Genomic DNA, 22,317 nt, shown 5'->3' with positions numbered 1-22,317 from the left:
GCATACATTATCTACATTCCACAAAACATCTCATGTGTGAGATCTTTTATCAAAACCCCCGTGCTTCAACGATAAAACTGTAACAAAAAATTAATATAATAATTTAATATTAAACCTTCAGCTGGGTAATTGACTTCATAATTCCGATGGTGATACCTTAGCCGCGTATTTTCATAAATCATCTAAAAAGTTACTTTTACTCACCTTTGGTGGACTCACACTTAGACCTTGTCCGCGTGTGCTTGCGCATCATTGCGCATTGAGTAATGTCAGGTAATACAAGAAAAACCATATATTTTGCAACAACACATTTAAGGAGATAACTATGGGTATAGGTGGAGTTAGCATTTGGCAACTGCTGATCGTTTTGGCAATCATTGTACTTCTATTCGGTACTAAGAAATTGAAAAATTTGGGTTCTGATTTAGGCGGTGCTTTAAAAGGCTTTAAACAAGCAATGGATGATGGAAAGCACAGCGATGATAAAGTACCGGCACCGGATGCCAACTTTATAGAGCAAAATGATAAAAAAGAAGCACCATCGGTTCAACAAGAAGCGCTTAAGCAAAAGGCATAGTTATGGGCATTTGGGAGTTAATGGTTGTTTTCGTAGTAGGCCTAATTGTGTTGGGACCTGAGCGACTCCCAATTGCGATTCGCACGGTATTGCGCTGGATTAATAAAGCCAAAAGCATGATGAGTTCGATTCAAACCGAGTTAAATGAAGACCTTCATAGCTTGGAGTTGAAAGAGAACTTACGTAAAGCGGCTGAGTTACGGAGTAATTTCAAAGTGCCCGACATACAACATTCTTTGCAAGATCTCACTAAAGTGGATTTGAGACAGCCGCAACACAGGGAAAATCCAAATGGGTCACAAAGCAAATAAACAAACAATTATTGAACATCTCGTTGAAGTTCGTAATCGCTTAGTCAGGATCTTGGCCGCTGTTTTAATCGTTTTCGTTATGCTGGTTGGCTTTAGCAACGATATCTATAGTTTCGTAGCAGCACCACTTGCAACTAGCCTGCCGATAGAAAACACCATGATTGCAACCGACGTAACAGCACCATTTTTCGCCCCTTTCAAATTAACACTGCTCGTTTCTGTGTTCGCGGTCATCCCCTATATTTTACATCAATGCTGGGGGTTTATTGCTCCTGGGCTCTACGGCACGGAAAAACGTATTCTGATCCCCATGTTAGTCTCAAGCATCGTTTTATTCTACAGTGGCATAGCGTTTAGCTATTACATTGTATTTCCAGTTATATTTGAGTTTTTCGCAAGCGTTGGCCCTGATGTTATTGCCCTTACACCCGATATTAGTAGCTACTTGAGCTTTGTCATCAAGATGTTTTTCGCATTTGGAATCGTATTTGAGATCCCGATTGCCACTATGCTGCTTTGCTGGTCAGGTATTACCTCTGCTGATGATTTAAAAAAGCACCGACCGTATATTGTGGTGGGCGCATTTGCTATTTCGATGCTTCTAACACCACCAGATGTTCTATCACAAACCATGCTTGCCATCCCCATGCTAGTGCTTTTTGAGCTAGGTCTTATATTTAGTAAGCTCGTCACCAAGCAACAAACCGATAGTAGTGACTCAAAAGCGCTCTCAAACACATAGTTAGAGCGTGTTCATATCGTTTTTACCCGAAAATAATGTAAACAACAAAGGAGTTGTAATGAAACTAGCCTCACTCAAAAACAATAGTCGTGATGGTAAACTGGTTGTTGTCTCAAAAGACCTCACACGCGCCGTCGAAGTATCGAATATAGCTCCAACCATGCAATACGCAATTGATAATTGGCAAGCTATTGAGCCGAAGCTGAATGATATTTATAAACAGTTAAATGCAAACCAAGTGGAAAATAGCTTTGCATTTGAACAGACAGACTGCGAATCTCCTCTGCCCCGAGCTTATCAATGGGCCGACGGTAGCGCATATGTAAATCATGTCGAACTGGTTCGTAAGGCGCGCGGTGCGCAGATGCCAGACACTTTTTGGACCGATCCATTGATTTATCAAGGTGGTTCAGACGCATTTATTGGTCCAAGAGATAATATCGAATTAGCCAGTACTGATTGGGGTATAGACTTTGAATCTGAAGTGGCTGTCATTACTGACGACGTGCCAATGGGCGTTACGCCAGAGCAAGCCAAAGACCATATCAAACTCATCATGTTGGTCAATGATGTGTCTTTAAGAAACTTGATACCGAACGAGTTGGCTAAAGGCTTCGGCTTTTTCAACAGTAAACCAGCAAGTGCCTTTTCTCCTGTTGCAGTGACTCCTGATGAGCTAGAGCAACATTGGGATGGCGGTAAAGTTTTATTGCCTTTAGTTACTCATCTCAATGATGAACTATTTGGGTCGCCAAATTGTGGTGTAGACATGACATTTGATTTCCCTACTATCATTGCACATGCTGCAAAAACCAGACATATGACAGCGGGAAGCATAATAGGCTCAGGTACAATTTCCAACTATGATCGCAGTGCAGGCTCAAGCTGCTTAGCCGAAAAGCGCATGCTAGAGGTGATTGAAAGTGGCGAGGCTCAAACGCCCTTTATGAGTTTTGATGACACCGTTTCTATCGAAATGCTCGACCCAGCGGGTCAGTCTATTTTTGGCCAAATCAAGCAACGTGTTGTCCAATATCAACAGTAAATAGTCAGATTCATGTTCAGGATAAGCTAAGCAAACCTGCCATGGGCTTAGCCTGAACATCGTTCCCTACACTCTCTAGCAACGCCCATCACTTTTTCATTCACTTTATGTTAGCTATGCCAGCAATCTCTGATGAGAGTAGCTAAGGTTAATACAGGCTAAATACCCACACAAAAAGCACATACCACCTTGATGTTTTTCTTCCCCCTAATGACGCCTAACAGTAACCACAAACTAACTGGCAATGAATAGCAAGGTATACATTTTGGCTATTGATAACGTAGCGATAAATAGGTTCAGATCTTCATCGCACATGACCACCCCAGCAAAAACCGCATACCATTGATAGTTAAGGATATATTCATATGAAATTTATATAAAATAAAATATTAGGATAATTTAAAGAGTATTTGATTGGCTCGTCGAAAAAGTACTGTACCTTACATTTCGTACCAACAATCAAGATACCGGAGCATGGAAGGTCATGAACGACATGATTCAAACAGCCTTAATGAGTGGCGAAATCTCTATCACCATCATGGGGCTAATATTTGTAGCTGGATTACTCACCAGTTTAACTCCTTGTATTTATCCCATGATCCCCATCACTGTTTCAGTCATTGGGAGTCATGCTAAAACAAGCAAGCAGAGCTGCTATTTATCCTTCAGCTATGTGTTCGGATTAGCGGTTGTATATGCTGGACTTGGCATGCTGGCAGGAAAATCAGGACAGGTTTTTGGTTCGGTCGCTCTCATCCTGCTACCTTGTCATTTGTCGCGGTGTTTTGTCTGGTGATGGCAATGTGGATAATGGGTTGGATAAAGCTCCCTCATCTTGGTGTTTCACTCACGCCAAACTTAAAATCCAAGCATTTAAATGTCTTTGTTTCTGGCGCGCTTTCTGGGCTTGTGATGGCACCTTGTACCTCTCCAATATTGGGAATGCTCCTCATGTACGTAGCAGCCCAAGGAGATGCTGTACTTGGCTCAGTCAGTATGTTTTTGTTTGCATTGGGTATGAGCATCCTACTCATTTTAGCCGGTAGTCTAAGCGGTTTTATAAACCTACTGCCGCGCTCAGGCCCATGGCTACGCATTTCAAATATTGTGATGGCATCTGCAATGGTGGGTGTATCTATCTATTTTATTCTACAAGTCCTATAGGAAATTATTTATGTTTATGAAGATCATTCATACCCTAAAAATTACGGCTGTATTACTGTGTTTTGGTATTACCTCTGCAATGGCAAAAGCACCCCAAGTAGGTGATATTGCTCCCAACTTTGAAGTAACAACACTGGATGGCAAAAAACTATCACTCAGTGAATTTAAAGGTAAAAAAGCTGTATACCTCAAGTTTTGGTCTACTTGGTGTAGTTACTGTATTGCTGAGATGCACCACCTACAAAACACATTTGACCGCTTAGGCCAAGATGTGGAAGTGGTTGCAATTAATATTGGTTTAAACGACTCAATCGAGAACATTACCAAACTATACACTCAAGAAAACTATCAATTACCTACTGTATTCGACAAAAAAGGGCATATTACACAAGACTATGGTGTTTTGGGCACCCCCCATCATGTTGTGATCAACAAACAAGGAAAAATTGCGTATCGCACTTTCTTAGTATCTGATGAGCTAGATGAAACGTTAAATAAACTTGCAGCCAAAGCTTCGTCGCAAACACACTTACAAGGAGAATAAGATGAAATTTCTGATCCTACTCTTATTACCATTCACAGCCGCCATGAGTTACGCCGCTGATAGTGCTTTGCCAAAGGAGCTACAACTAAGTACGCTACAAACTGTAGATGGTAATGTTATCGCCATTGACCATAAACAGACAACTCACTTTATCTTTTCTGATATTTGGGCCATGTATAATGGTGGCGGAGATGTTGATATTGAAAAAGTACTGCCAAATTCATTTTTAACTTCCACTAAACGTGTTTGGATACAGCCACAGTTCAATGTTACCGAAGTACAAATCAAAAAATTCCAAGGGTATTTCCCACAAATAAAACCTCTGGTGTTGGATAAAGAGCTCACCTTAATGCGCAAAATGGGTGTATGGGATAGACCTTACCATGTGCTGGTTCAAAATGATGAAATCACTTTCTCTGGTAACACCGACGAGTTAAAGCAGCATTTAGGCCTAAAAACAAATAAGGCGCAACCGGATGTGTCAGCAAAGACAGAACCCGCCACTAAAGAGGCCACGCATGTTAAAGATGTAAAATTGCTCAAACACATAAAAGTTGGTGACCCAATCGCACATTTTGCCAAAACCACAATAACAAATGACAAACTGGATAGTCAGTCTTTGTTAGCAAAGTTGGAACATGGTCAAAAGCTTAACTTGGTATTCATGGATTCTTTATGCCCCATGCCAAAATTTCCAAACTGTGCTGCGCAACTTGAGCAGCTTAAAAAACAAATCGAGAATAATTCTGAGGATCTTTGGGTGGGTATTGCAAATTCCTTTTATGTTGATGCCAACTATGTAAAGCAATTTGCTGATAAGTTCGCTCTGGATCTACCGATCATTTTCGACCAAGACAACGAAATATTCAAAGCCTACAACGTTTACTCTACGCCTTATAAAATAGAGGTAAACAAGCTTGGTATTATCGATAAAAGAGGCAGTAAATTCTAACTTGGTTAACCGCGCTATTAGTTAATATGGCTAATAGTGCGGTCATTCCTTAGGAGCTTCATGCAATGGACCTATTTCTCTGTAATCTTGACCAAGAATGTCTGAAAACAAAGAGCAAAGTTGCGCTTCAAAGCGCTGCTTCACCTCGTTACTGCGTATATGGATACCATCTAGAGAGTCTAGAGTCCCCATCTCATAACCTTTAGAAAATACTTCTATTAATATATTCATATTAATGTGCGCTATCTTGCTCTTTTCTGGCATCAACGTACTCCTTGAATTGCCATTATGGCTATCGCATTACAACAATCAACCTACTTATAGCCTATATTCTTATCTACCATTTACCTATTGACATGCTAAGAAAGTCTAAATTATTTACGTATACGTTGAATGCATTCCATGTTATTCAATCAGTGTAACAATTTTGACAAAATATGCGCACTAAGCAAACATACTAAGATATACTATCGACAACCTGAATATTGTCAATATATTGTCCACTTTCTACTAATATTAAAACGCTAGACTTTATAGTTTTACGCAACAATATAATCATATACCTATTATAAAAACACGCTTCAAAAACCTACCTCCTTGTAATATACAATACACAAACTCGATAACAATAAACTCCACCTCCCCTCTTGTATTGTCTTTATAATTCATAAATTGTAGGAAAATACACTTGTATTGGAAGCTATTTCCGTCAATATTTACAAGTCCCTAAAAAAATACAGACAACATCAACAAGACCCTTATCTCATCTTTATAGCCCACACAACTGGCCACTAACTTAGCTATTCATTGGTTTGCAAAGCAAAATATTCTGCACAAAAAGCGAACAATAAAAAACTGATCATATAACTCGCTTGCTAATCATTTTAGTTAAAACAATAACCCACTCGCCCAAAGGTGTTCTAGACCTTACTTGGCACGTGTCATAGCCTACGTGCAATGTATCAGGGCAAGTAAACCAACTGCAGTAGCTTTTAGTATTAGATCAGGAAAAATAGTATATTAACTCTAATTTGATTAAATAAGTATTCATACGATATATTGCAGAAATATGACTAGATTATAATAATCTTAAAAGACAAAGACTTGAATTGGCCCATCAAATATTTGGTAACAGTAAAAATATATGTAATAGCGTTTGTGATAACAACAATCGAACCAATCTAAGAAAGGACGTTTACCCAGTAATGAATCTTTTTCTATATGGAGAGGGTGTACATTAAAAGCCCGATTGAAGGGCCACCTAAAACACGACTAACCAGCGGTACACTTCACTTTTTGAGTTTCTCGCTCACCGATGGTGGCTTTGCCTATGCGATACTGCAACGATTTATAACGCGATTAAAATTGTCATACCTTATTACTCGGCAGTGCAGTGCTAACCCTTTACTCCATCCATCAAAGATATTTGTCTGGTTTCATCTAAGAGAAAGTTCGGCTACTGACTTTCCCTACTTCACATACAATGTAAAATTCCTTACAATGGCAGGCCAAGCTTTACTCGAGAATACAATGTACAACCCATTGTTAAGATTAACAATTATGATAATGATGCTGGCGTTCTTTGTCGCGCAGTCAATGGCTCACGCATCGATAATATTAATCAACGATAGCATGGTTGCGAACACCACAGAGCCTGCACAAGTATTAACAGCCTCGGACGATGGACATATTGCATCACAAAACTCGGATGGATGTTGTGAGGTTGAGTGTTGTGAAGAGCAATGTATTTGCCCAGCAAACACTTGTATCAGCTTTCTCTATATCGAAAACATCTCTATGCATTCAAATTTAGTGGGTTTAGTTGAGTCTATATTACCGCTGCATACAGCCACTACAAGGGCATTTATAACCTCCTTATATCGTCCTCCAATTTTTATCTCGTAGCTCCAGTTAATAAAAACTATCTCTTATTTTCTTACCAGTAATTGCGAATATGGCTTAATTACTGATATAGCTTGAGGCATAAAATGCTTAATAATAAATACTCTTTAGTTACGCTGTCTGCTGCGCTACTCTCTTCAACGCCCTACGCGGGTGAAGACCATCATGCTGAACATGATAACAAAATTGAAAAAATCCAAGTAACGGCTTCGCGCCTTGGTCGCATAGTTACCGAATCTGCCACTCGGATTGAAATCATCAATGGCGAAGAAATTCAGGAAAAAGCCTTGATGCGACCCGGCAATATTTCCATGTTGGTCGCTGAAACAGGTGGAGTACGTGTGCAAAACACTTCGCCAGCTCTTGGTAGCGCCAATATCCGCCTACAAAGCTTATATGGCCGCTACACACAATTACTCAGTGATGGCTTACCACTGTATGGAGGTTCTGTTGCCTCTATTGGTTTACTACAAATTCCGCCTACCGATCTGGCCAATGTAGAAATCATTAAAGGTTCGGCGTCTTCGTTATATGGCGGCTCCGCTCTAGGCGGTGTAGTTAACTTAATTTCTCGAACTCCCTCAGATGAGCTAGAAGCCGAAGTACTCGTTAATGCCACATCAAAGAATGGACAGGATATTACCACTTACCTAGCCGCGCCTTTAAGTCATGAACTCCGTGCCTCTATCACCGCTGGCGCACACCACCAGCAGCAACAAGACTTAGATAACGACGGCTGGTTGGATATGGCAAGTTATGAGCGAGCCACTATTCGACCTCGCTTTTATTGGTCTGGGGAAAATGACGCAAACCTCTACGTCACCTTCGGCGCAATGAAAGAACAACGACAAGGCGGCACAGCTAAGAGCGCAGTGACGCCCGATGGCACCCCCTTTGCACAAGATCAAGAGTCATTAAGACTCGATAGTGGTTTTACCTTTGAGCAACCAGTCAATGAGGAGCTTAACTTCAATGTGCGTGGTTCAGCCATGGAGCAGAGGCACACTCATGTGTATGGCATCATTAATGAAAATGACAATCATGATAGTTACTTACTAGAATCAAGTCTGTCAGGATACAGCGCTAATATCGCATGGCTTGTGGGGGTAGCTTACCAGTCAGAGCGCTTTAGTTCTGATGAGTTCTCAGCATTTGATTATCACTACCAAGTGCCAGGCTTATTCTCTCAAGTAGATTATGAGGCAAGTGACAACACTTCCATTTCATTCAGCGCTCGCACTGATTGGCATAACAAATACGGTACGCAATTTAGCCCAAGAATGTCAGTGCTTTATAGGCCCGGTAACTGGACCATCCGTGGCAGCTATGGCCAAGGTTTCTTTGCGCCTACACCATTTATTGAAGATATTGAAGATGCAGGTTTATCTCGCCTTGAACCCCTAAACAACCTTGAAGAAGAACATGCAACCACCGCGTCAATAGATGTGAGTTACGTATTTGAAAACGTTGAGACTAGCGTTACGCTTTTCTCCTCCGACGTAGAAAATGCCACTGAGCTTGAGGTTATCAACCCGCTTACCGAATCAACTGATAAACGCGTACGTTTAGTGAACGCTCCGGGTCAAAGTGAGATCCGCGGTGCCGAATTACTACTGCGTTACCGTTGGCATGACCTAAAAATAACGGGCAGTTATTTATACACAGATGCGACCAAGCAAACTCTCTTTGGTGCTGGTCGCTCTCCCTTGTCGTTGACTCCAACACACTCAGCCGGAGCGGTGATCATGTGGGAAGAACATGGGAGTCACTTATTAGGCTTTGAAGCATACTACACCGGCACACAACATCTTGAAGGTAACCCCTACCGTGAAAAAGGAGATGCCTATTGGCATTTAGGGTTGCTCGGCCAAATTACCTTGGGCAAAGTCAGCTACTTTATCAACGCTGAAAACCTTCTGGATGTAAGACAGAGCAAAGATGAGCGCTTGCTGTTACCACAACAAGCACCAAGCGGCCGCTGGACAACAGACCTTTGGTCTCGTAACGACGGCTTTACTGTGAACGCCGGTGTGCGTATTCAGTTTGGTCACTAACTGATAGCTCAACATAAAATCCCGCTAAACAGCGGGATTTTTACTGCAAAAACAAAGCCTGCGCTCAAAACTCAAGCGTATCACCTAAAATTGGGATCTCGGCCTTAATACCATGCAGTTGTTCAAGTTTATCAGCCAACCCCATTAGAGCATCAGGCTCGCCATGTACCAGCACCACTTTTGGCTTGGTGCCAAAATGACTCGCCCAATCAACCAATGCCGCTTGCCCCGCATGAGCAGAAAAGCCATTTAACGTTTCTATATTGGCTTTGACGATAATATCATCACCAAACAACTTCACATGTTGCGCTCCGTCGACCAATATTCGACCCAAGGTGCCATTCGCCTGATAACCAACAAAAATAATGGTATTACGACTGTCCCAAATTCGATGCTTGAAATGATGGGTGATCCGCCCGCCAGTACACATACCACTGCCTGCAATGATCAAAGCGCCACTGCTGATCTTGTTAATAGCCATTGAGTCTTCAGCATCCACCATCAAATGTAAGGTAGAGAGGAAATTCTTTAGTAACGTTTGCTCTCCCGTACACAGCGTTTTTACTCCCTCACAGTCCAGTGTTGGTAACCACTGGTCGTAAACAGACGTGACTTCAATGGCCATTGGGCTGTCGAGAAAGACCTGCCAATTGTCGAGATCTCCCGCCTGTTGTAGCTTGCCAAGATACAGTAATAACTCCTGTGTCCGTCCCACTGCAAAAGCGGGGATCATGACATTTCCCCCTCTCGCAAAGGCCGCATGCAGAATGTCTTTGAGCTGGGTTTGTGTGTCCCCTAAAGATTTGTGTTCACGGTCCCCATAGGTGCCCTCCATCAACACCATATCGGCCTCTGACAAATACACAGGATCCTTCATGAGTAAGGTATCGGTATTACCCAAATCGCCAGAGAACACTAATTTCTTTTGTTTGCCACTTTCAGTTATCGTCAACTCGGTAATCGCAGAGCCGAGTATATGCCCCGCATCGTGAAAACATACAAACGCCCCTTCACCAATTTCCACACGCTGTTTGTATGCAAGTGGCTTAAGGCAATCCAATACATTGAGTACATCTTCTTTTGAATAATGCGCTTCGATATCGCTCAACCCCTTTCGCGCACGCTTACGATTTTCTCGTCGTAAATCATTTTCATACAGACTCAAAGCATCAAACAACATGATGGGTAATAACTGCGCCGTTGCCTCGGTACAATAGATAGGACCCACAAACCCTTCATGTAACAAAGAAGGTAATCGGCCACTGTGATCTAAGTGAACGTGAGATAGAATAACCATATCGATACTAGCTGGGTTAAAGGCAAACTGTTCACGGGAAATAAAATGCTTAGCCTTCATCCCTTGATGCATACCACAATCTAGCAGTACTTCTCCAAGTGCATCCGAGTGAACAAGATGACAAGACCCCGTAACTTCTTGCACCGCACCGTAAAATGTAACTGTTGCCATTGATTTATCTCACTTTTATTCACAGGTAAAAACCCAAAGTATGAGAGTAAGTGTAGCTAGAAAAACACTAAGCGTAGGTTGGTGGCATAACATTATTTTATAATCGAAGAAGGCTGGATGAATCAGGTTACTGCAAAAGAGTGACATTCTCACCGAATGATGAGCTGAGGCATTGATCAGCAAATGACCGTATGTTTAGCGTAGTTAAAAGCGGATAACTAGGCAGCCCATTTGAAGCGGGCCACCTTTACTTATTCAAAAGTTAGATACTTTACTTTCGAAAGCGGGTACACCTTAGTTTATGTACGGCTTACATGGATTGCCATATCTATCACGCCAAACAATCTTGGTTTCCCATCTAGTCGCAACACGGTCTACCACTTTTTCTTCGAATGAAGTGTTTGCCAAAAACCCTGTAGCAGTTGAATTGTATGACATCCCTGTACGCACGCTAGTTACAAGAACTGGCACGGTCTGATAGCTCGGGCAGTTTGGGATACTATATCTGTCACGTACCCAAGCAGTATAAGATTCACCGCCGCCTACAATCTTGCTAAGACCATCATTAGACATATAATCAGCATAGTAGCTACATCTTGCACGATATTCTTTTACTTCATCCCACTCAACAGCTACTCGATAAGCAATGTCTTGACACATCTCACCTGCTTGCGCAGCACCAGATACACCTGCAGTAGCAACTGCTGCTAAAGCCAACATTTTAAGTTTATCCATTTTCATAAGACCTTCCATTTACTGTTTTATAGATTTTTATATAAGGAGCCACATCACATGTATTTTGATTACGACCCCGCTTCCCTATCTAAGTTACATTTCGCCAATGAAAACAGTTAATAAAAACGGGACAATAAGTTATAATATTGGGACAAACAAAAAATAAACTTAACATTCAAAAACTTACACAAAACCCAGCACAAGAAAAGTGAGCAACATGCAATATTGCCTTTTATTGGAGCAATATATCTCAATTGGGTAAACGTTAAAGCACGCACAAAATTAGGCAAAGTGAACTTATGAAGATCATACAACTATCCTTGATTTTATTATTATTATTTATAAGTTGCTTCACCCAAGCTAATACATCATCTAAGCATGTGCCTAACAATCAATTTCAACTGTCAGATCCTTTATTCCAGAAAGTTATCCCAAAAAACAACATTATTCTTGGTAATATCAGGAGTATTCAACAAGATAGCTTTGGCTTTATATGGTTAGCGTCAGCCTCAGGGCTGTTCAGATACGATGGTGAGCAATTCTTACACTATCCCCTACCCAGTTCCCCTAACGTATTTGATATGTTGGAACATGATGGTAATTTGTGGATTTCAACACTTGATCATGGACTCTATAGCTTTAACCTATCTACCCATGAAGTTACCATTTTTAACGCAACATCATCAGAAGTAGCTCGACGTCTTCCATCCAATTCTCTGTCACAACTTTCCATTAGCGACAACTTGCTATGGGTAACCAGTAGCAAAGGGATTGCACAAATAGATTTAGCCACGAAAACAACCGTCACAGACACTGAATTACTAAGCTACCTGCCCAGTAACTTAAATACCAAGGATATATTAATGGATAGCAAGGCAAGGTTATGGATAGCAACCTTGGGAAGTGGGCTATATATGTGGCGAACCACGGACAATACTTTACACCACTTTAGTGACGCCTCCTCTGCAGAGCAGAAAGTCAATAGCGCCAACGTTAGTCACATAGTTGAAGACCATAACGGAAAAATTTGGATTGGAACTTTCAATGGCGTGCAGTATTACGACGAAAAGCTAAAACGCTTCATAGAAGTAACTGCGATAGAGAACAAGTCAATAAGTAGTTTAACCATAAATAGTAACGGTGAAATTTGGGTGGGTACATGGGAACAAGAGCTTTATAAAATAGCGCCTAACTCAACTACAGCAAATCTTGTCCAACCCAAACTATCTGTGCAAGAAACAGTAACATCTATCCAAATTTATAACACATTTGAGGATAGTGCGGGACATGAGTGGTTTGCTTCAAATAACGCCATTTTCCAACTTACTTCATCCAGTAAGGCCTTTACTCACTTATACAATATTAAGAACGAGCCATGCTATATTAGAGGTTTATCATCTAGAGTCGACGATGATTTATGGTTCAGTTGTAACACACAATTACTGCTAACTAACACTAGCTTGACCGATCAACCAACAACGCGGTTTACGGCCCACGATGAAATATCAAAAGTACACTTAGATAACCGCCTCAACCTGTGGCTTACATTTTTTCGGGGGAACGATTTAGTGATGTATAACCCTGAAAAGGATACACATAAACACTTTCGTCCAAACACTAATAGCGGCTTAAATGGTGGTGTAGTGCTAGCCATCACTTCCGCTCAAAATGGCTCTTTGTGGGTTGGTACATATGCCGCACATATTCCAGACCTCAGAGGTCAATTGCTTCTATATGACCCTGTAAAAGATCAGTTTGTTCAGCAGTTAACAATTGATGTTATAACTATCACTCCATTAAACGATGGAACTTTGTTGCTGGTTTCTCCTGATGGTATTTTTAATTACCACCCCAAAACCAAAGAAAATATACGAGTCGATCCAGCGAACAATGTCTCAGGTATCGGAAGAGTCAATTCACAGTTCAAAGACAGCAATGGTGACGTGTGGTTTAGTATCTATGAAGTCGGCCTATTGAAGTATTCTCATAGAACGCACTCTTTGTCTTTTGCAGCGCTCCCCTCACGATTAAAAAATATTGAGTTTCAAACTATTACAGCAGACGAAAACAATAACTTATGGCTTGGCTCACAAAATACTCTATACAAATATTCCCCAAAAAACCAGACCGTCAGTACGTTGTCATCTCAAGATGGACTGAACATTGAGAGCGTCATGATGAATCCATCTTTGTTTTCAAAAGATAAAGAGTTACTCGTTGCCGATATAAACAGCATTGTAAAAATCGAATTGGAAAAAATACCTTCTTCACAACTAACGGCTCCAACAGTTCTAACGCAATTGAAAGTCAAGAATCAACCAATTCTCTTACAATTCAATAATGAAAAGACTTATTTGCAGAAGGCTCTTCATGACTCTGATAAACTAACACTGTCTCACGAAGATTATTTTTTCTCACTATCATTCAGAAACTTAAACTTTACTAATCAAAAGCTTAAGTACTCATACAAATTAACTGGCCTTGACGATGATTGGGTATATACATCCGATGAAAATAAAGTCGCTACCTATACAACCTTACCGGAAGGTAAATATTCCTTTGTAGTAAGAACTGAGAATCTAAATGACCAACTTATCAGTGAAAGTAAACCTCTTGTTATTAAGATAGAACCGCCTTTTTGGCGAACATGGTCTGCATATTTTGTTTATTTATTAGTATTACTAACTGCTGTTTACTTGTTTATTCGAGTCAAAACAAAAGCGTTAAAAGTTAGGACAAAAATGCTCGAAGTTGGTATTCAAGAGCGCACAACTGAACTAGAAAAACGTAGTAAAACGATAGAGTCTTTACTCGATACTAAGAAACAACTGTTTGCCAACATATCGCACGAGTTTAGAACACCATTAACGCTTATAATTGGTCCAGCCGATAAGCTACTAGACACGCAGGCCGACTCCACTTTGCTATCACAAGCTTCATTAATCAAAAGCAATGCTCAACGGTTACTTTATATGGTTGAGCAGTTGCTAGAGCTGGCAAAAATAGACTCTCCAGTACAAGTCGACAAACAGCGCTACCATCTGAATCAAAACATTTGCGCTATAATCGCTGCTTTTCAACTCACTTTAGAGAACAAATCTCAATCACTTGTGTTTAAAACAACTTTTGATTGCGAACTAGAACTCGATCGAGATTCGTTAGATAAAATATTACTCAACCTAGTATCAAATTCGACCAAGTATACTTTGCCGGGTGGGAAAATCGAGATAAGCACTTCTTTTGATAATGATGGGCTTGCCATTACAGTTTCAGACACTGGAGTGGGTATCAGTCCAAAGGAACAAGCATCAATTTTCGAACCTTTTGTGCGCGCAAACAATGAGCACACAAACTATGAAGTAGGAACTGGTATCGGCTTAGCATTAGTTAAAGAGTTGGTTCAAGCGAATGGTGGTCATATCTCTGTTGATAGTACTCTCGGGAAAGGCACTTCGTTCACTATAACGTTCCCACAAGCTACGATCTTAAAAGTGATAACGGACAACTGTGATTACTCGATATCCCACACATTAAATGCACAACCCACAGACACTAACAATGGTAGCAAACCAACTAACCATTCAGCCAAAAAGTTGAGCAATGAGCAGAATATCATCTTAATCATTGATGATAATATTCAAATGCTTAACTATCTAGAAAGTTTGCTCAGTGAAGAGTTTTCTTGTGTCTTAGCCAATGGCGGAAACCAAGGAATAAAAATGGCCACTGATATCGTACCCGATTTAATTATTTGTGACGTCATGATGCCTGATATTGATGGTTATACTGCGGTAGAGAAAATTCAAGACAATGAGATCACGAGCCACATCCCGATTATCATGCTTACAGCTAAAGGCGATATGCAAAGCAGAATTGAAGGATGGAAAAGAAATGTTGATGATTACATATCAAAACCTTTCCACTATCAGGAGCTGGTGACTAGGGTAAAACGTTTGTTGACAATACGAGCCAAGCTGAAAAGAAAATTTGCTATGAACCCAATGGATTTAAGTGCTCTCACAGAGGAGACAATCTATTCTATCGGTTCAAAAGACAAACAATTTATCGATAAGTTTAAGCTTGTTATTGAAAAAAACTTCTCGCAAGAAACATTCAATCGAAGTGAGGCCGCACAGTTACTTGCAATGAGCGAGCGGCAACTGAATCGAAAACTTTCCGCCTTACTTGACTATAACTTTACTGAATATCTACGCAAGTACCGGTTACAAAAAGCGTTAACATTACTTGGCAAAGGCTATCAAGTACAACAGATATCTGAATATGTGGGATTCTCTTCTATTAGCTATTTCAGCCAGTGCTTTAAACAGGAATTTGGTAAGAGTTTTAAAATGTATGAAAAGGAGTTGGTCGATAAAGTAAGGAGTTAACCTGAGCTGTGTCACAGCAATTGATGAGCTCACTTACATTAATACACTCTCATCAATAAAGTGAATGCTGTGATTCATTAGAACATTAGAACATTAGAACATTAGAACATTAGAACATTAGAACATTAGAACATTAGAACATTAGAACATTAGAACATTAGAACATTAGAACATTGTAGTGATTAACCGTGTAAATTTGGTACATGGATTTATGCGAAGTGGTCTGGAATTTTAGCGAACCGCTTGACTTACATAAGTAAATCAAGCGGTTACTAAAATCATTGAGTCAGCCTATAAGCCGGGTTCTGTACTCTTGCGAGCGATAATCATTCGTCTAGGCCTAGGATCACTCCTAGGCTCAAGCAACCTACCCGGTTCCGATGTGGGCCACACCATAAGGAACCCTATTTGGTCTTGCTCCGGGTGGAGTTTACCTTGCGACCAACTGTTACCAGTGGCCCGGTGCGCTCTTACCGCACCCTTTCACCCTTACCAACCCGAAAGTTGGCGGTCTCCTCTCTGCTGCACTTGTCGTAGGCTTTCGCCCCCCAGCCGTTAGCTGGCACCCTGCCCTGTGGAGCCCGGACTTTCCTCCCCCTGATCATTTTCGTCACAGGCAGCGATTATCCAGCTGACTCGGCGCGGATTATACGCTGAATCGCGATACATGCCTATAGTTGTCAGTGATAAATTACCTCTGCCAAGCTCGATTTTTGAGTTTGCGCTAAATGAAACTGCACTATCACGTTCACCAATATCAACATCGCCATGCCTATTGCTAGCACAATTACGTTGCTCACCTTGGCAATCGCAAAGGCTTCGTTTAGCCAGTTTGCGAAAAACGCAGACAACAGCGCACCGCTGAGCACGCCGACTAAACAGACAACTGAAAACTCTAAAGTCACCGCCATCATTTGCTGATTGGCACTAAGCCCTAATGCTCTAGCAATGCCCATCGATTTTTTCCGAGCGACAAAGTTAAACTTCACCACGCCCCAAACCGCGGCAAACACCACCAACACAAATGCCATGATCACCGCTTTGAGTATTGCGCCCAGAGCCATTTCTTTTTGTAAGCCCAGTGAGCGTTGCGCCAACAACGGCTCACTTCTAGTAAGCAGCCGCTTTACATCTTGCGCATAAATTACATCTGCCAATTTTTTCTGTAATTGCTGGGGGCTTTGTACGTCACGAGTATGGACTAACATAGACGTCCATTTCCCCAACTTTTGCTGAGGCAACACGAGGGTATATTGACCCCGCTGTGATTTAAAATTCGCCCCCACCAACGGATCTAGTACACCAATCACAGTATAACTTTGGCCGGAGGTTTGTATGGTTTTCCCCAATGCTGAACCACCTTCAAAAAGTGCCAAAGCCAGAGTTTGATTGATGATCGCCAAAGTGGCTTGTTGCGCTTCTTCTGCCGCAGCGGACACCACTTCTGAGGCAGTAAAGTTGCGCCCCGCCACTAACTCTATATCTAATGCCGGTAAAAAGTGTTCATCGGCATAAAACACACTGACGGTTATCTCATCTAGCGAGTTACTTCGCTCTAATGTCATCTCTGGCCCCCCGCCACCAAAGGGAGTCGGTGTTGAAAAGCTCACGATATCCACTTCGGGTATAGACAACAACGCATCTCGATCAGCTTGGGCTTGGGCACTGTAATCCACCCCGTCTTCTAAATACTTAACCCATAGTGCGATGGTGCTTGCTCCCAAATACGGGGTTTGTTCAATGTCCTGATGGGTTTTGACTAATACCGCCACCGCGTTGACAAGCACCATCACCGCTAATGCGATAATGAGTGCCATCATCGCAAAAGGTAACTTTCGGTAACTAATAAATTTGATCATTGTTTTTAGGTTCATAGCTTACCTGCGAATAAAAATGCTGTTGCTGTGACAACACTGACTGATCGGCAACACACTTGCCAAAACCACCCCAAGTAAACAACACGCTGCGGCAATAACAATCGGTGTGATATCCAAACTCGCTACCTGTTGATAACTGCTACCATAAAGTTGCTCCATGTAGTTCAACCCAATGACCGTCAGTAACAACCCCAACGCACAACCACTTAATGCTAATAAAGATAATTCTGCAAACAGCAAGCGCGATATATATTGCTTTGATGCGCCAAGCGCCCGATACACATTCAAAGAGCGACGACGTGTTGCATAACTGGCAAACAACAGTGCTGCCACACACACCAAACAAATAACCAAAAACACCACAGCTAATATCAAAAGCAACTGACTATCACTGTTAACGACTTGATTTCTTTCTAGCCATTGACCTGGGGTGAGCAACTCAAATTGATCACGCCCGCGTAGCATCCTGCCTTTTAAGAATTGTTGTTCAGTGTATCCTGCCAACGCCCTACTGAATGCCTCCATGCTTTGTGGGGAGTCAAACTGAGTCCACAACTGCAACCAAATCATAGAGGTTGTCAGTACATCTCGAAAGCCACTAATTGGCTCATTTCTGAAGCCAAGTAAGCGACCATGAGGTAACACGTCATTCTCAATTGCAGTATAAAAAGGTATGTATAAATCTTCCGTTGCGGCATAGGGGTCAACGTGTAAATCGTAGACCTTGGGGGTCATGGTAAACTCTTTGAGCACCCCTACCACGGTGTAAGTTTTACTGTCTAAATAAAGTAATTGCCCAACACTGTTCTGTGAGTCAAATAGCACTTTATTGGCATGATGAGACAACACCACCACCGCAGTTCGATTACTATCTTCGGCCATACTCCATGGGGCGCCATATTTAAACTGAGCTTGGAAAATACTGAAAAAATCCGGTGTGGTTGCCCTAGTTGTCAGTTCATGAACATAGGAAGAACTTGGCTGCTGAGCGACAAGCTTCGAATCATAAGTAAGCGCTCCCTTACCTTCACCTATTAACCCTAACAATGCCGTACCATCTTGATAACTGAGTAATGGTGGGGTCCATTGTAAGTCCTTGTCCGGACTCCAATCATCAATAATCACATAACGTGTATTGTGTTGGCTATCGGACATGGGATTGCTCGACATAATGTGATAAACGCTATAAGTCGTGCCAAACGCACCCAGCCCAGTTGCAATTAACAACACCACCAGCACACTGACTAAAGACTGCGATTTTAAATTACAAACTAAGGTACTTAACCGCATGAGGCTAACTCCTGTGGCTGAGCCTCCACTATTTGACCATCGGATAAGCTAATTTTTCGTGACGCCAAATTTGATAGGTGTTCATCATGAGTCACCATTAAAATGGTTGTGCCTTGTCGGTTAATTTCCTTGAGTAACTGCATGATCTCAACAGCCATTTGAGAGTTTAAGTTACCCGTAGGTTCATCCGCTAAGATCATTTTTGGCTCACAAACTAATGCTCGTGCAATGGCTACTCGCTGCTGTTGCCCACCTGAAAGCAAGTAGGGCTTGTGATGTAAGCGCCCCTGCAATCCCATTCTTTGTAGTTGATAATGCGCCCTGTCTTTTGCGTGCGATGTTTTTACGCCAGCGATTTCAAGTGGCAACATCACATTACTCAACACATCCAACTCTGGTAACAGGTTAAAGTCTTGGAAAATAAATCCCAAATAACGATTGCGTATTGCCGATAATTTCGCATCGTTCAACTGGCTAACATCTTGCCCAGCCAGCTCCAAGCTGCCACTTTGAAAGCGCTCTAATAGCCCGATGGTATTGAGCAAGGTGGTTTTACCCGCACCAGACGGGCCAACGATAGATACAAATTCTCCCTCATTGACGGAAAAAGACAATGATTTGAACACCTCTGTGCGAATGGTTCCCACATCGTAATACTTGCTGAGTGCATGTGCTTTAACAATTGATTGCATTATAAATTTCCTGAAGTTAGCCACCCAAAGACTGATACTTTGGTCTGCCAATGATCCATAGTCCTTTGCCTAATAATGCAAACACAACCAGCCAAAAAAGCTGCAATTGTATTGCCTCTAGGCCCGCTATCCCACCGGTGTTAATGATTTGAGAAATTGGCGCATGAAATAACGCGGCAAAGGGTGAATAAGACGCGATGCTTCCCAGCCACCCTGGTAAAATGCTTAGCGGTAACAACTGACCTGAGAGTAACATCATGATGCTAAAAAGAATGTCTCTTAGCCCAAACACCTTTTCCAGCCACAACGATAACAGCCCAATCACTTTTTGAATTTCGATGAGTATCAACAAAGACAATACACAGGCGATAAAAAATTGTAGCCAACTGCTCGCGTCATACTGGGCCTGTGAATACCACACCGCCACCACTAATACCGGCGTGGCAAACAGCGCATCAACACAGGGCCTTGCAAGATTTTTGCTACTAATCACGGTTAAGTAATCAAATGGTCGACACAGATATTTATCTAACCCACCCTCATTAATGTCGCTCCATACCTGATAGTTGACTGAATAAGCACTTGAGAGAAATGCATTAATAAAGTGCACTAAAAAGTAATACATCACCACATCTTGAAAACCAAGACCAGCAACAGAATCTGTAAATTGGAAAATACCGCGCCATAGCAAGTAGATGATCAGCAATTGCAGAGGGTGTGATAACAACCAAGCATACAAATTCATTCTAAAATGCGTGACTTCCTTTAGCTCGATTCTGATCAGATTAAAAATGCTCATTTTACCCTCCCAACGAATCGTATCGACGTAATGCGCAGCGCCATAGCCAGCAAAATAAAAGCAACCAAGCTGCGAGCAAAGCAAGTTGTGCTAGCAGTAAAACGCCACTGTTGTCATAGCTCCCCATTAGAATCATCACAGGCACTGACGACACCAGCCCGATGGGTAAAACGTAAATCAAGAAATTCTGTAACAGCTTAGGAAATAAAGTGATGGGGTAGCGCTGAAAATCTGAGAAGCTATTTATCAGATAAAACAGTTTATTAATGTTGCCAAACCAGAACGAACTGAGCGCAATACACCCTTCCATCAGCACCAGCGTCAAACTACCGGCTACAATAGAAAACACAAACAGCACAAAGTTACTGGTTTCAAATTCAAAGCCATACACTTCATTAAGCAGCACAAATAAAATGCTACAGGTCAATAATGAATGCCCCGCGGCCCAAATTTTAGTGTCTTCTGCAAGCAATGCCAGCAAAGGTGAAATAGGACGACATAAGTATTTGTCCAAGTCTCCGTTAATGACTTTTTCACTCATGGTGGTAAAACCAAAAAACAACATACGAACCGCCGAAAAAACCAGCCCAACTAAAATCAGTAAGGCGAGACTTCCCTTATCCCAAACCCCCAGATTCGTGTTTAATTGTCCGAGCAAGGCGTCCCAGAAGATGATAAAGATCCCTTGATAGATCAGTATATGTAATATGCTGATCAAAAAGTCGCTACGAAATACCGACAAATCCTTGAAAGACATCTGCAGATATCTGAAAAACACTTTAATATCCATAACTTACTCTCTTACAGACGTCATAAAGTGATGAATAGCATGATCCAAACTGGGCGGTGAAATACTCACGTCCGCAACCTGAGGCTGAAACGCCAATCTTGATAGCGTTTCCTTAGCCTGTTCATTGGAGGTTTTGATACGGTAGTAATTGTCTTCCACCAGTTCATACTCAAACCCTGCAAGCAATTGCTCATCAAACGCACTGAGTGTTTTTATCTCCAGAATTTTGAAATGCTCATAGGACAACAATTCGGTGGTTCTGCCATCATAAATGACACGACCTGCATTCATAATAACGCTGCGTTGGCAGTAGTGATGAACATCCGCCATGTTATGAGAGGTCATGATAATGGTGGTGCCATGCTCTCGATTTAGCTGCAACAGGAAGTTCATTAAATTAAGCCGAGATACTGGGTCCAGCGCAATGGTCGGTTCATCCAAAAAAATAAGCTCAGGGCGATGCAACAAAGACGCTGCCACTTCCGCTTTCATTCTTTGCCCTAACGACAACTTCTTAGGGGGTGATGTTAATAATGACTCAAGGCCCAACAAACAACTTAACTCTTCAATGCGTTGGTTCGCCTCTGTGCGGCTTAGTTTGTAGATAGAGGCATATAAGTGAAAAGACTCAATGATGGCCACATTCCACCACAACAAACTCTTTTGCCCAAACACCGCCCCGATTTTTTGCGTATACGCTTTGCGCTCTTTTACAGGGTGATGGCCCAATACTTTTAACTGTCCCGAATCGGCTTGTAGTATGCCTGTGAGCAACTTTAACAGCGTGGTCTTGCCGGAGCCATTGGTGCCCAAAAGACCAACAAATTCGCCTTTTTCCACCGACAAACTAACATCGTCAATGACCTTAAATTGCTGCTTGGGAGGTGAAAGCCATCCTTTAATTTTGCCCGAAATAGTGCGCGCCTCGGACGATGCGGGTCGAAAGAATACCTTGTTAACACTGTTAGCTTGTAAGATTTCCATATA

20 protein-coding genes and 1 other RNA gene are annotated in these 22,317 nt (G+C 41.8%); 11 read left to right on the top strand and 10 right to left on the bottom strand.

Annotated elements, in window-relative coordinates:
• The first annotated feature begins 325 nt into the window (after positions 1 to 325).
• From tatA to C2M32_RS04355, 8 genes are all read left to right on the top strand, one after another.
• The gene (gene tatA / locus C2M32_RS04385; protein ID WP_105167288.1) at positions 326 to 577 is read left to right on the top strand and encodes a Sec-independent protein translocase subunit TatA; all 252 of its coding nucleotides are present in this window, start codon (positions 326 to 328) and stop codon (positions 575 to 577) included.
• A gap of 2 nt (positions 578 to 579) precedes the next feature.
• Positions 580 to 888, top strand: coding sequence for a Sec-independent protein translocase protein TatB (gene tatB / locus C2M32_RS04380; protein ID WP_105167287.1), 309 nt, complete (start codon positions 580 to 582; stop codon positions 886 to 888).
• Complete coding sequence (tatC, locus tag C2M32_RS04375) at positions 869 to 1,630, top strand: twin-arginine translocase subunit TatC (RefSeq protein ID WP_105167286.1); 762 nt, start codon at positions 869 to 871, stop codon at positions 1,628 to 1,630. The genes tatB and tatC overlap by 20 nt, the downstream gene beginning before the upstream one ends.
• A gap of 58 nt (positions 1,631 to 1,688) precedes the next feature.
• Positions 1,689 to 2,675, top strand: a complete 987-nt coding sequence (locus C2M32_RS04370; RefSeq protein ID WP_105167285.1) for a fumarylacetoacetate hydrolase family protein — start codon at positions 1,689 to 1,691, stop codon at positions 2,673 to 2,675.
• Between the two features lie 484 nt (positions 2,676 to 3,159).
• Positions 3,160 to 3,471: a cytochrome c biogenesis protein CcdA gene (locus C2M32_RS20980; RefSeq protein ID WP_267894517.1), complete on the top strand. Its 312-nt coding sequence runs from the start codon at positions 3,160 to 3,162 to the stop codon at positions 3,469 to 3,471.
• Between the two features lie 14 nt (positions 3,472 to 3,485).
• The gene (locus C2M32_RS20975; protein ID WP_267894516.1) at positions 3,486 to 3,839 is read left to right on the top strand and encodes a cytochrome c biogenesis protein CcdA; all 354 of its coding nucleotides are present in this window, start codon (positions 3,486 to 3,488) and stop codon (positions 3,837 to 3,839) included.
• A gap of 10 nt (positions 3,840 to 3,849) precedes the next feature.
• Entirely contained in the window at positions 3,850 to 4,383 is a 534-nt protein-coding gene (locus C2M32_RS04360; protein WP_105167284.1) for a TlpA family protein disulfide reductase, read from the top strand.
• Position 4,384: 1 nt separating this feature from the next.
• A complete protein-coding gene (locus tag C2M32_RS04355) occupies positions 4,385 to 5,335 on the top strand; it encodes a peroxiredoxin family protein (protein WP_105167283.1) in 951 nt (316 codons plus the stop codon).
• 42 nt (positions 5,336 to 5,377) lie between these two features.
• On the opposite strand, the gene C2M32_RS04350 is transcribed toward C2M32_RS04355, so the two are convergent.
• Positions 5,378 to 5,599 carry a hypothetical protein gene (locus tag C2M32_RS04350; RefSeq protein ID WP_105167282.1) on the bottom strand — a complete coding sequence of 74 codons (222 nt, stop codon included), beginning with the start codon at positions 5,597 to 5,599 and terminating at the stop codon, positions 5,378 to 5,380.
• A 1,296-nt stretch (positions 5,600 to 6,895) separates the two neighbouring features.
• Here C2M32_RS04350 and C2M32_RS04345 point away from each other — a divergent pair.
• Positions 6,896 to 7,240: a hypothetical protein gene (locus C2M32_RS04345; protein ID WP_158678123.1), complete on the top strand. Its 345-nt coding sequence runs from the start codon at positions 6,896 to 6,898 to the stop codon at positions 7,238 to 7,240.
• Between the two features lie 83 nt (positions 7,241 to 7,323).
• The gene (locus C2M32_RS04340) at positions 7,324 to 9,291 is read left to right on the top strand and encodes a TonB-dependent receptor plug domain-containing protein (RefSeq protein ID WP_105167280.1); all 1,968 of its coding nucleotides are present in this window, start codon (positions 7,324 to 7,326) and stop codon (positions 9,289 to 9,291) included.
• Between the two features lie 64 nt (positions 9,292 to 9,355).
• Here the strand turns inward: C2M32_RS04340 and C2M32_RS04335 are convergent, their stop codons facing one another.
• Complete coding sequence (locus tag C2M32_RS04335; RefSeq protein ID WP_105167279.1) at positions 9,356 to 10,759, bottom strand: MBL fold metallo-hydrolase RNA specificity domain-containing protein; 1,404 nt, start codon at positions 10,757 to 10,759, stop codon at positions 9,356 to 9,358.
• 294 nt (positions 10,760 to 11,053) lie between these two features.
• Positions 11,054 to 11,494 (bottom strand): hypothetical protein, encoded by a 441-nt coding sequence (locus tag C2M32_RS04330; protein WP_158678121.1) that lies wholly within the window; start codon positions 11,492 to 11,494, stop codon positions 11,054 to 11,056.
• Positions 11,495 to 11,793: 299 nt separating this feature from the next.
• On the opposite strand from C2M32_RS04330, the gene C2M32_RS04325 reads away from it, so the two are divergent.
• On the top strand, positions 11,794 to 15,882 hold the full coding sequence (locus C2M32_RS04325; RefSeq protein WP_105167277.1) for a hybrid sensor histidine kinase/response regulator transcription factor: 4,089 nt from the start codon (positions 11,794 to 11,796) through the stop codon (positions 15,880 to 15,882).
• 278 nt (positions 15,883 to 16,160) lie between these two features.
• Here C2M32_RS04325 and rnpB read toward each other — a convergent pair.
• The 7 genes from rnpB to C2M32_RS04290 form a co-directional block, all read right to left on the bottom strand.
• Positions 16,161 to 16,521, bottom strand: an RNA gene (gene rnpB / locus C2M32_RS04320) — RNase P RNA component class A.
• Positions 16,522 to 16,562: 41 nt separating this feature from the next.
• On the bottom strand, positions 16,563 to 17,756 hold the full coding sequence (locus C2M32_RS04315; protein WP_105167276.1) for an ABC transporter permease: 1,194 nt from the start codon (positions 17,754 to 17,756) through the stop codon (positions 16,563 to 16,565).
• Between the two features lie 3 nt (positions 17,757 to 17,759).
• The gene (locus tag C2M32_RS04310) at positions 17,760 to 19,049 is read right to left on the bottom strand and encodes an ABC transporter permease (protein WP_105167275.1); all 1,290 of its coding nucleotides are present in this window, start codon (positions 19,047 to 19,049) and stop codon (positions 17,760 to 17,762) included.
• A complete protein-coding gene (locus C2M32_RS04305; RefSeq protein WP_234401220.1) occupies positions 19,040 to 19,741 on the bottom strand; it encodes an ABC transporter ATP-binding protein in 702 nt (233 codons plus the stop codon). The genes C2M32_RS04310 and C2M32_RS04305 overlap by 10 nt, the downstream gene beginning before the upstream one ends.
• A gap of 16 nt (positions 19,742 to 19,757) precedes the next feature.
• Entirely contained in the window at positions 19,758 to 20,540 is a 783-nt protein-coding gene (locus tag C2M32_RS04300; protein WP_105167274.1) for an ABC transporter permease, read from the bottom strand.
• Position 20,541: 1 nt separating this feature from the next.
• Positions 20,542 to 21,297 (bottom strand): ABC-2 family transporter protein, encoded by a 756-nt coding sequence (locus C2M32_RS04295; protein WP_234401219.1) that lies wholly within the window; start codon positions 21,295 to 21,297, stop codon positions 20,542 to 20,544.
• Positions 21,298 to 21,333: 36 nt separating this feature from the next.
• A complete protein-coding gene (locus tag C2M32_RS04290) occupies positions 21,334 to 22,314 on the bottom strand; it encodes an ABC transporter ATP-binding protein (protein ID WP_105167272.1) in 981 nt (326 codons plus the stop codon).
• Between the last annotated feature and the right edge of the window lie 3 nt (positions 22,315 to 22,317).

This window comes from Pseudoalteromonas sp. T1lg23B (assembly GCF_002964665.1).
Taxonomy (GTDB): Bacteria; Pseudomonadota; Gammaproteobacteria; order Enterobacterales; family Alteromonadaceae; genus Pseudoalteromonas.
This window is presented reverse-complemented; position numbering and strand designations above follow the sequence as displayed.

Coding starts and splice junctions, on each gene's coding strand:
- C2M32_RS04295 (WP_234401219.1), bottom strand. CDS start 21,297: ATGTCTTTCAAGGATTTGTCGGTATTTCGTAGCGACTTTTTGATCAGC.
- C2M32_RS04310 (WP_105167275.1), bottom strand. CDS start 19,049: ATGCGGTTAAGTACCTTAGTTTGTAATTTAAAATCGCAGTCTTTAGTC.
- C2M32_RS20980 (WP_267894517.1), top strand. CDS start 3,160: ATGAACGACATGATTCAAACAGCCTTAATGAGTGGCGAAATCTCTATC.
- C2M32_RS04370 (WP_105167285.1), top strand. CDS start 1,689: ATGAAACTAGCCTCACTCAAAAACAATAGTCGTGATGGTAAACTGGTT.
- C2M32_RS04335 (WP_105167279.1), bottom strand. CDS start 10,759: ATGGCAACAGTTACATTTTACGGTGCGGTGCAAGAAGTTACGGGGTCT.
- C2M32_RS04345 (WP_158678123.1), top strand. CDS start 6,896: ATGATAATGATGCTGGCGTTCTTTGTCGCGCAGTCAATGGCTCACGCA.
- C2M32_RS04355 (WP_105167283.1), top strand. CDS start 4,385: ATGAAATTTCTGATCCTACTCTTATTACCATTCACAGCCGCCATGAGT.
- C2M32_RS04325 (WP_105167277.1), top strand. CDS start 11,794: ATGAAGATCATACAACTATCCTTGATTTTATTATTATTATTTATAAGT.
- tatB (WP_105167287.1), top strand. CDS start 580: ATGGGCATTTGGGAGTTAATGGTTGTTTTCGTAGTAGGCCTAATTGTG.
- C2M32_RS04350 (WP_105167282.1), bottom strand. CDS start 5,599: ATGCCAGAAAAGAGCAAGATAGCGCACATTAATATGAATATATTAATA.
- tatA (WP_105167288.1), top strand. CDS start 326: ATGGGTATAGGTGGAGTTAGCATTTGGCAACTGCTGATCGTTTTGGCA.
- C2M32_RS20975 (WP_267894516.1), top strand. CDS start 3,486: ATGGGTTGGATAAAGCTCCCTCATCTTGGTGTTTCACTCACGCCAAAC.
- C2M32_RS04330 (WP_158678121.1), bottom strand. CDS start 11,494: ATGGATAAACTTAAAATGTTGGCTTTAGCAGCAGTTGCTACTGCAGGT.
- C2M32_RS04360 (WP_105167284.1), top strand. CDS start 3,850: ATGTTTATGAAGATCATTCATACCCTAAAAATTACGGCTGTATTACTG.
- C2M32_RS04340 (WP_105167280.1), top strand. CDS start 7,324: ATGCTTAATAATAAATACTCTTTAGTTACGCTGTCTGCTGCGCTACTC.
- C2M32_RS04300 (WP_105167274.1), bottom strand. CDS start 20,540: ATGAGCATTTTTAATCTGATCAGAATCGAGCTAAAGGAAGTCACGCAT.
- C2M32_RS04315 (WP_105167276.1), bottom strand. CDS start 17,756: ATGAACCTAAAAACAATGATCAAATTTATTAGTTACCGAAAGTTACCT.
- tatC (WP_105167286.1), top strand. CDS start 869: ATGGGTCACAAAGCAAATAAACAAACAATTATTGAACATCTCGTTGAA.
- C2M32_RS04305 (WP_234401220.1), bottom strand. CDS start 19,741: ATGCAATCAATTGTTAAAGCACATGCACTCAGCAAGTATTACGATGTG.
- C2M32_RS04290 (WP_105167272.1), bottom strand. CDS start 22,314: ATGGAAATCTTACAAGCTAACAGTGTTAACAAGGTATTCTTTCGACCC.